At 52.4% G+C, this 656-nt stretch carries 2 protein-coding genes; both read left to right on the top strand.

The window, feature by feature from the left end; translation table 11 throughout:
• The coding region (gene traM, locus H8S64_RS22265; protein WP_186978743.1) for a conjugative transposon protein TraM at nucleotides 1-225 on the top strand (225 nt) is incomplete at its 5' end.
• Nucleotides 226-258: 33 nt separating this feature from the next.
• Nucleotides 259-656: conjugative transposon protein TraN (gene traN / locus H8S64_RS22270; protein ID WP_149969435.1), on the top strand; the 398-nt coding region annotated here is incomplete at its 3' end.

Genomic DNA, 656 nt, shown 5'->3' on the forward strand with positions numbered 1-656 from the left:
CCGTCCTCTATGGAGCAGGAAGCGTTCAACGAAGCTATGGCGAATATCGGAAGCGGGCTGGGTACAAACATTTCCTTTGCCCAAAGTGCCGGGCAGCAGGTGGCTATGGACGTGACAAGGGGATTGCTGCAAGGAACGTCCGGCTACCTCGCCAAGAAGTTCCGAACCGTGAAAGTGAAGCTGAAAGCAGGCTATAAAGTCATGCTGTATGCCAAACAACAATAACCATTTTATCAACCGTTAAAATTTCAATTAGCAATGAAACAGATTTTTGGATTGTTCGCCCTCTTGCTGGGCGTGTGTGCGGCAAACGCACAAACCGCTGACACCGTGAAGTATGCGGCTGGCAACGACTTGTACCGGGGTATTACCCGGAAACTCCCGTACCGCCAAATGGTTACGCCCTACGGCGTGGAAGTGACCTTTGCCAAGACGGTGCATATCATCTTCCCCGCCGCCGTCCGCTATGTCGATTTGGGAAGCAACCACATCATAGCGGGCAAGGCGGACGGTGCGGAGAACGTAATCAGGGTGAAAGCCACGACAGAGGGCTTTCCGGGAGAAACGAACTTCTCCGTTATCTGCGAGGACGGCAGTTTCTTTTCGTTCAACGCCAAGTACGCCCGTGAACCGGAAATGCTCAACATCGAAATGAA

It is taken from the genome of Butyricimonas hominis (genome assembly GCF_014287455.1).
Taxonomy (GTDB): Bacteria; Bacteroidota; Bacteroidia; order Bacteroidales; family Marinifilaceae; genus Butyricimonas; species Butyricimonas muris.